The sequence below is a fragment of the Soehngenia sp. genome (assembly GCF_055108775.1).
In genome coordinates this window covers 1-6,618 of the sequence record NZ_JBSQIL010000083.1, presented here as the reverse complement: position 1 = coordinate 6,618, position 6,618 = coordinate 1, and the positions used below count along the sequence as shown (strand labels likewise).

The 6,618-nt window shown below is 35.6% G+C and carries 12 protein-coding genes; all 12 read right to left on the bottom strand.

The window, feature by feature from the left end:
- Nucleotides 1-272 (bottom strand): 30S ribosomal protein S17 (gene rpsQ / locus ACTB1H_RS08720; protein WP_463262456.1); only part of this gene is annotated, 272 nt, incomplete at its 3' end.
- Nucleotides 273-279: 7 nt separating this feature from the next.
- Nucleotides 280-486, bottom strand: coding sequence for a 50S ribosomal protein L29 (gene rpmC / locus ACTB1H_RS08715; RefSeq protein ID WP_463262455.1), 207 nt, complete (start codon nucleotides 484-486; stop codon nucleotides 280-282).
- Complete coding sequence (rplP, locus tag ACTB1H_RS08710) at nucleotides 476-919, bottom strand: 50S ribosomal protein L16 (RefSeq protein ID WP_463262454.1); 444 nt, start codon at nucleotides 917-919, stop codon at nucleotides 476-478. Before rplP ends, rpmC begins: the two co-directional genes overlap by 11 nt.
- 32 nt (nucleotides 920-951) lie before the next feature.
- Nucleotides 952-1,623, bottom strand: a complete 672-nt coding sequence (gene rpsC, locus ACTB1H_RS08705; protein ID WP_463262453.1) for a 30S ribosomal protein S3 — start codon at nucleotides 1,621-1,623, stop codon at nucleotides 952-954.
- A 17-nt stretch (nucleotides 1,624-1,640) separates the two neighbouring features.
- Nucleotides 1,641-1,976, bottom strand: a complete 336-nt coding sequence (gene rplV / locus ACTB1H_RS08700; RefSeq protein WP_463262452.1) for a 50S ribosomal protein L22 — start codon at nucleotides 1,974-1,976, stop codon at nucleotides 1,641-1,643.
- A gap of 18 nt (nucleotides 1,977-1,994) precedes the next feature.
- Nucleotides 1,995-2,282, bottom strand: a complete 288-nt coding sequence (gene rpsS / locus ACTB1H_RS08695) for a 30S ribosomal protein S19 (RefSeq protein WP_463262451.1) — start codon at nucleotides 2,280-2,282, stop codon at nucleotides 1,995-1,997.
- A gap of 24 nt (nucleotides 2,283-2,306) precedes the next feature.
- A complete protein-coding gene (gene rplB, locus ACTB1H_RS08690) occupies nucleotides 2,307-3,137 on the bottom strand; it encodes a 50S ribosomal protein L2 (protein WP_463262450.1) in 831 nt (276 codons plus the stop codon).
- 27 nt (nucleotides 3,138-3,164) lie between these two features.
- Complete coding sequence (gene rplW / locus ACTB1H_RS08685; RefSeq protein ID WP_463262449.1) at nucleotides 3,165-3,455, bottom strand: 50S ribosomal protein L23; 291 nt, start codon at nucleotides 3,453-3,455, stop codon at nucleotides 3,165-3,167.
- Nucleotides 3,455-4,078: a 50S ribosomal protein L4 gene (rplD, locus tag ACTB1H_RS08680; RefSeq protein ID WP_463262448.1), complete on the bottom strand. Its 624-nt coding sequence runs from the start codon at nucleotides 4,076-4,078 to the stop codon at nucleotides 3,455-3,457. Before rplD ends, rplW begins: the two co-directional genes overlap by 1 nt.
- Before the next feature lie 24 nt (nucleotides 4,079-4,102).
- The gene (rplC, locus tag ACTB1H_RS08675; RefSeq protein WP_463262447.1) at nucleotides 4,103-4,729 is read right to left on the bottom strand and encodes a 50S ribosomal protein L3; all 627 of its coding nucleotides are present in this window, start codon (nucleotides 4,727-4,729) and stop codon (nucleotides 4,103-4,105) included.
- Nucleotides 4,730-4,778: 49 nt separating this feature from the next.
- Complete coding sequence (gene rpsJ / locus ACTB1H_RS08670; protein ID WP_463262446.1) at nucleotides 4,779-5,090, bottom strand: 30S ribosomal protein S10; 312 nt, start codon at nucleotides 5,088-5,090, stop codon at nucleotides 4,779-4,781.
- A 320-nt stretch (nucleotides 5,091-5,410) separates the two neighbouring features.
- Nucleotides 5,411-6,604 (bottom strand): elongation factor Tu, encoded by a 1,194-nt coding sequence (tuf, locus tag ACTB1H_RS08665; protein ID WP_463262457.1) that lies wholly within the window; start codon nucleotides 6,602-6,604, stop codon nucleotides 5,411-5,413.
- Nucleotides 6,605-6,618 lie beyond the last annotated feature (14 nt).

The following is a 6,618-nucleotide window of genomic DNA, read 5'->3' as shown; positions in this document are numbered from 1 at the left end:
ACTATAGGAAGCTTTTTAGCTTTTGCTTTTTCTATTATTTCTGTGACTCTCCATCTCTTGTCCTTGCTGAGTGGTCTAGTCTCCATTATTTCTACTTTATCTCCAACTTTGCATTCATTGTTTTCATCGTGAGCTTTAAACTTTGTAGTTTTTCTGATTTTTTTCTTGTAGATTGGATGAGTAACTAATGATTCTATGGCAACTACAACAGTTTTATCCATTTTGTCACTTACTACAGTTCCAATTCTTACCTTTCTATTTCCTCTTTCCATTTAGAGATTAAACCTCCTTCCTTATGGACAATTCTCTTTCACGTGCGATTGTCTTTACACGAGCTATATCTTTTTTAACCGAATTTATCCTCATTGGATTGTCTAGTTGGCCTGTTGCCATTTGAAACCTCAAATTGAATAGCTCGGACTTTAAATCTAATAATTTTGCATTTAATTCCTTATCCGACATTTGGCGAATTTCTTTAGCTTTCACTAGCTTCACCACCCTTATCTTGCGTATCTTCACGTGTTACGAACTTTGTCTTAATTGGGAGTTTATGTGCAGCAAGTCTCATTGCTTCTCTTGCATCTTCTTCTGATACTCCACCCATTTCGAAAAGTATTCTTCCTGGTTTTACTACTGCTACCCAATATTCTGGAGAGCCTTTACCTGAACCCATACGAGTTTCAGCTGGTTTCTCTGTTACTGGTTTGTCAGGAAATATTTTAATCCAAATGTTTCCGCCTCTTTTTACATATCTAGTCATTGCTCTTCTGGCAGCTTCTATTTGGTTAGAAGTTATCCATGCTGGTTCTAGTGCTTGTAACCCAAATTCTCCGTATGTTATTTGATTTCCTCTAGATGCTGTGCCTTTCATTCTTCCTCTTTGAACTTTACGATGTTTAACTCTTTTAGGCATTAACATGTTTACTTTCCTCCTTCCTACGACGATATTTATTATTCAGTCGCTTCTTCGATTTCTATTTTTTCATTCTTTTTGGTAGGAAGAACCTCTCCTTTATATATCCAAACCTTAACTCCGATTTTACCGTAAGTTGTATTTGCTTCAGCAAATCCATAATCTATATCAGCTCTAAGTGTTTGAAGAGGTATTGTTCCTTCGCTATATCCTTCAGTTCTAGCCATATCCGCTCCACCAAGTCTTCCAGATACTTGAGTTTTGATTCCCAATGCTCCAGATCTCATTGTTCTTTGTAAAGCTTGTTTCATGGCTCTTCTAAATGTAACTCTTCTTTCTAATTGAGAAGCTATGTTTTCTGCTACTAGTTGAGCGTCTAATTCTGGCACTTTAATTTCTTCTATGTTAACAGCTATGCTTTTGTTAGTCATTTTCTCTAAATTTTGTCTTAATTCTTCTACTCCCGCTCCACCTTTACCGATTACCATGCCAGGTTTTGCTGTGTGTATAGTTACTTTAATCTTGTTTGCAGCTCTTTCGATTTCAGTTCTAGATATACCTGATAAAAAAAGTTCTTTTTTAAGATATTCCCTAATTTTATAGTCTTCTACTAAATATTCATTAAAAGTCTTGTCATTGGCATACCATTTTGAATCCCAGTCTTTTATAATGCCAACCCTAAGACCATGTGGGTTTACTTTTTGACCCATTAACCATTCCCCTCCTTTTACTCACGTTCTTTTACAACAACTCCGATGTGACTACTCCTTTTTAATATAGGGTATGCCATTCCTTTAGCTTTTGGTCTATATCTTTTTAATCTTGGACCATCGTTGGCATATGCTTTATATACATAAAGGTCATCTCTGTTCATGTTAAAATTGTTTTCGGCATTTGCTATCGCAGATTTCAACACTTTTTCTAATTCTCTTGCACCTCTTTTAGGTGTAAATTTTAAGATTGAAAGAGCTTCATCTACTTGCTTGCCTCTGATTTCTGCACAAATGAAATTGACCTTTCGTGGTGAAATCCTAACATATTTGGCTACAGCTTTAGCTTCCATGATTATACCTCCTTCACTTTATTTTTTTACACCTGATGATTTTTCTGTTTTATCTACATGACTTCTAAATGTTCTTGTTAATACAAATTCTCCAAGCTTATGCCCTACCATATCTTCTGTTATATATACAGGCACATGCTTTCTCCCATCGTGAACAGCTATAGTGTGTCCAACTAATTGAGGATATATAGTAGATCTGCGAGACCAGGTCTTAATTACTTTTTTCTCATTATTTTTATTGAGTTCCTCTACTTTTTTAAGTAGGTGGTCATCAATGAAAGGTCCTTTTTTTAAGGATCTGCCCATTTCGTTTCCTCCTTTCACAATTTCCTATTTTGTCCTTCTTCTAATTATATATTGGTTGGATTTTTTGTTTTTCTTTCTTGTCTTATATCCTAAAGCTGGTTTTCCCCATGGTGTCATTGGTGAAGGTAATCCTATTGGCGCTCTTCCTTCTCCACCACCGTGTGGGTGATCTACAGGGTTCATAGCAGACCCTCTAACTGTAGGTCTAATTCCCATATGTCTTTTTCTTCCAGCTTTTCCTATTGTTATATTTTCATGGTCTATATTTCCAACTTGTCCGATTGTTGCTCTACATTCAATTGGAACTAGTCTAAATTCCCCTGATGGCAATCTAAGTTGAGCATATTTACCTTCTTTACCCATTAGTTGAGCTTCAGCTCCAGCTGATCTAACTAACTGAGCACCTTTGCCTGGTTTTAATTCAATGTTATGAATAGTTGTACCTACTGGAATGTCTTTTAATTTAAGTGCATTTCCTACTTTAATATCTGCATCTTCACCTGAATAAATTACATCCCCAACTTTTAAGTTGTGTGGAGCTATAATATATCTTTTTTCTCCATCTGCGTAATTTATAAGTGCTATATTAGCAGTTCTATTTGGATCGTATTCAATGGATGCTACTTTTCCTGGAATACCATCTTTATCTCTTTTAAAGTCTATTATTCTATATTTTCTCTTAGCTCCGCCGCCTCTATGTCGAATTGTTATTCTTCCTTGGGCGTTTCTTCCACTGCCTCTTTTTAAACTAACCAATAGTGACTTTTCAGGCTCAGTCTTGGTAATTTCTTCAAAAGTTGAAACACTCATCTGTCTTAGTGCAGGGGAAGTAGGTTTAAATTTTCTTATACCCATTTGTTTTCCCTCCTTTTAGTTTTACAATTACATGCCTTCGAAGAATTCTATAGATTTAGAGTCCTCAGTTAACTTCACTATTGCCTTTTTCCAACTTGGTCTTCTTCCCTTTGTATATCCTTGTCTTTTTTCTTTTCCAAGCATGTTCATAGTGTTTACTTTTTCCACTTTAACTCCAAATATATTTTCTACGGCCTTTTTTATTTCTGATTTGTTTGCATGTTTATCGACAACAAATGTGTATTTTCTTTCTTCCATATCTTCCATGCTTTTTTCAGTTATTATTGGCTTTATGATTATATCGTGTGGAATTTGCATTATGCATACACCTCCTCCACTTTTTTAACAGCCTCTTTAGTAATTATGAATGAATTGTATTTTAATATGTCATATACATTTATTGTATTTACATATGCAGTTTGAACATTAGGTATATTTCTAGCTGCTAAAATTATATTCTCATCTCTTTTATCAATTACTATGAGTGCTTTCTTATCGGCTTTCAAGTTATTCAATATATTTATCATTTCTTTTGTTTTTGGTGCGTTTAACTTTAAATCATCGACTACTATCATTTCGTTTTCTACAACTTTTGAAGTCAATACTGATTTTAAAGCTAATCTCTTCACTTTCTTTGGAACACTATAGCTATAGTCTCTTGGTTTTGGTGCAAATACAACTCCTCCACCTTTCCATTGTGGTGAACGGATGCTACCTTGTCTTGCCCTACCAGTCCCTTTTTGTCTCCAAGGTTTTCTTCCTCCGCCCCTTACTTCTGCTCTAGTTTTAGCAGATTGAGTGCCTTGTCTTTTGTTAGCCAATTGGTTTTTGACTACTTCATAAACAGCGTGTTCATTTATCTCTATTCCGAAAATGTCATCGCTAAGTTCCATTTCTTCTACTACTTCTCCGTTTATATTATAAACATTAACTTTAGGCATTTTAATCCTCCTTTCCTGAAAAAATTACTTCTTAACTGTTTCTTTTATGATAACTAAACCCTTTTTAGGTCCTGGAACTGCTCCTTTTACTAGAAGTAAGTTTTTATCTGCATCTACTCTTATCACTTGTAGATTTTGAGCTGTTACTCTTTCATTTCCCATTCTACCCATCATTCTGTGGCCTTTGAAAACTCTTCCAGGATATGTTCCTGCTGACATACCTCCAGGCATTCTGTGGAATTTAGAACCATGTGATTCTCTACCTCTACCAAAGCCGTGTCTTTTAATAACACCTTGTGTCCCTTTTCCCTTAGATGTTCCAGTTACATCAACTTTATCTCCAACTGAAAATACATCTGCTTTGATCTCTTGTCCGATTTCAAATTCATCTGGATTTTCAACTTTAAATTCTCTTAAATATTTCTTATAAGCTACATTCGCTTTGTCAAAGTGTCCTTTTATAGGTTTAATTACTTTTTTCTCGTTGACATCTCCGAATGCAACTTGAATTGCATTGTATCCTTCTTTTTCTTTTGTCTTTTTTTGTACCACATAAACAGGGCCAGCTTCTATAACTGTTACTGGGACAACATCCCCATTTTCAAGAAAAATTTGAGTCATTCCAATTTTTCTTCCTAATATGTTTTTCATCATTACACCTCCGTTTTATAGCGGATTGCCTAAGCAATCATATAAATTTCTATAGTTTTATTTCAATATCTACACCTGCTGGCAAGTTCAGCTTCATTAATGAATCGACTGTTTTTTGATTAGGATTGATTATGTCTATGAGTCTTTTATGAGTTCTTTGCTCAAATTGCTCTCTGGAGTCCTTGTATTTATGAACCGCTCTAAGGATTGTTACTATTTCCTTTTCTGTTGGCAGTGGTATAGGTCCAGATACTGTCGCACCTGTTCTCTTAGCTGTCTCAACTATCTTTTGAGCTGAAGAGTCTAAAAGTTCATGATCATAAGCTTTTAACCTAATTCTAATTTTTTGATTGTTTGCCATTGATTTCCCTCCTTCTATCGCATGTTTACTTGACATGCGACTTAAGACTCCGATAAACCTTGCCGGGTGTGTACCAGCTTTTTTTTAATTATCGAAATGTCTTAAAGTCGCCCGATTTCAAACCGGACATTCTCAGTAAAAATTACCTGCACAAACTGCAGCAACCTCTTACCTCATCGCAATGCCATAATTTTAGACACTACTATAGTTTACACCAAAAATAGCTATACTACAAGAGTTTTTTTATTTTTAAGTAAAAAAAATTATTTATATACAGCACTAAAAGAAGGAATTGATATTCCTTCTTTTAGTATGTTTTTTTATTCGTAAACCTTAGTTACAACTCCTGCTCCTACTGTCCTTCCGCCTTCTCTTATAGCGAATCTTTGTCCTTCTTCCATCGCTACTGGAGTGATTAGCTCGATGCTAAATCTTGCGTTGTCTCCTGGCATTACCATTTCTACTCCTTCTTGCAATTGAATGTTGCCTGTTACGTCTGTTGTTCCAAAGAAAAATTGTGGTCTGTATCCATTGAAGAATGGTGTGTGTCTTCCACCTTCTTCTTTGCTTAATACATATACTTCTGCATCAAATTTCTTGTGTGGTTTTATTGTCTTTGGTTTTGCTAGTACTTGTCCTCTTTCGATTTCGTTCCTTTGTACTCCTCTTAATAGTACTCCTATGTTATCTCCTGCTTGTGCTTCGTCTAGTAATTTCTTGAACATTTCTAGTCCTGTTACTACTACTGTTCTTGATTCTTCTGTTAGTCCTACTATTTCTACACTTTCTCCTACTTTGATTGTTCCTCTTTCTACTCTTCCTGTTGCTACTGTTCCTCTTCCTGTGATTGAGAATACGTCTTCTACTGGCATTAGGAATGGTTTATCTATTTGTCTTTCTGGTTCTGGAATGTATTTGTCTACTGCTTCCATTAACTCTATTATCTTGTCTCCCCATTCTCCATCTGGATCTTCTAATGCTTTTAGGGCTGATCCTACTATTATTGGTGTGTTGTCTCCATCAAATTCATATTCGTTTAGTAGTTCTCTTACTTCCATTTCTACTAGTTCAATTAATTCAGGGTCGTCTACCATGTCTGCTTTGTTCAAGAATACTATTATCTTTGGTACTCCTACTTGTCTTGATAGTAGTATGTGCTCTCTTGTTTGTGGCATTGGTCCGTCTGCTGCTGATACTACTAGTATTGCTCCGTCCATTTGTGCTGCTCCTGTGATCATGTTCTTTACATAGTCAGCATGTCCTGGGCAGTCTACGTGTGCGTAGTGTCTGTTTGGTGTTTCGTATTCTACGTGTGATGTTGAGATTGTTATTCCTCTTTCTCTTTCTTCTGGTGCTTTGTCTATGTTGTCATAGCTTACGAATTCACCTGAGCCATATCTTTTATTTAATACTAATGTGATTGCTGCTGTTAGTGTTGTCTTACCATGGTCTACGTGTCCTATTGTTCCAATATTTACGTGTGGTTTCTTTCTTTCAAACTTTTGTTTTGCCATTTTTATTCCTCCTA

Bases quoted from the DNA above. Each gene is read 5' to 3' on its own strand.
- rplP (WP_463262454.1), bottom strand. From the start codon at position 919: ATGTTAATGCCTAAAAGAGTTAAACATCGTAAAGTTCAAAGAGGAAGA.
- rpsC (WP_463262453.1), bottom strand. From the start codon at position 1,623: ATGGGTCAAAAAGTAAACCCACATGGTCTTAGGGTTGGCATTATAAAA.
- rplV (WP_463262452.1), bottom strand. From the start codon at position 1,976: ATGGAAGCTAAAGCTGTAGCCAAATATGTTAGGATTTCACCACGAAAG.
- rpsS (WP_463262451.1), bottom strand. From the start codon at position 2,282: ATGGGCAGATCCTTAAAAAAAGGACCTTTCATTGATGACCACCTACTT.
- rplB (WP_463262450.1), bottom strand. From the start codon at position 3,137: ATGGGTATAAGAAAATTTAAACCTACTTCCCCTGCACTAAGACAGATG.
- rplW (WP_463262449.1), bottom strand. From the start codon at position 3,455: ATGCAAATTCCACACGATATAATCATAAAGCCAATAATAACTGAAAAA.
- rplD (WP_463262448.1), bottom strand. From the start codon at position 4,078: ATGCCTAAAGTTAATGTTTATAATATAAACGGAGAAGTAGTAGAAGAA.
- rplC (WP_463262447.1), bottom strand. From the start codon at position 4,729: ATGAAAAACATATTAGGAAGAAAAATTGGAATGACTCAAATTTTTCTT.
- rpsJ (WP_463262446.1), bottom strand. From the start codon at position 5,090: ATGGCAAACAATCAAAAAATTAGAATTAGGTTAAAAGCTTATGATCAT.
- tuf (WP_463262457.1), bottom strand. From the start codon at position 6,604: ATGGCAAAACAAAAGTTTGAAAGAAAGAAACCACACGTAAATATTGGA.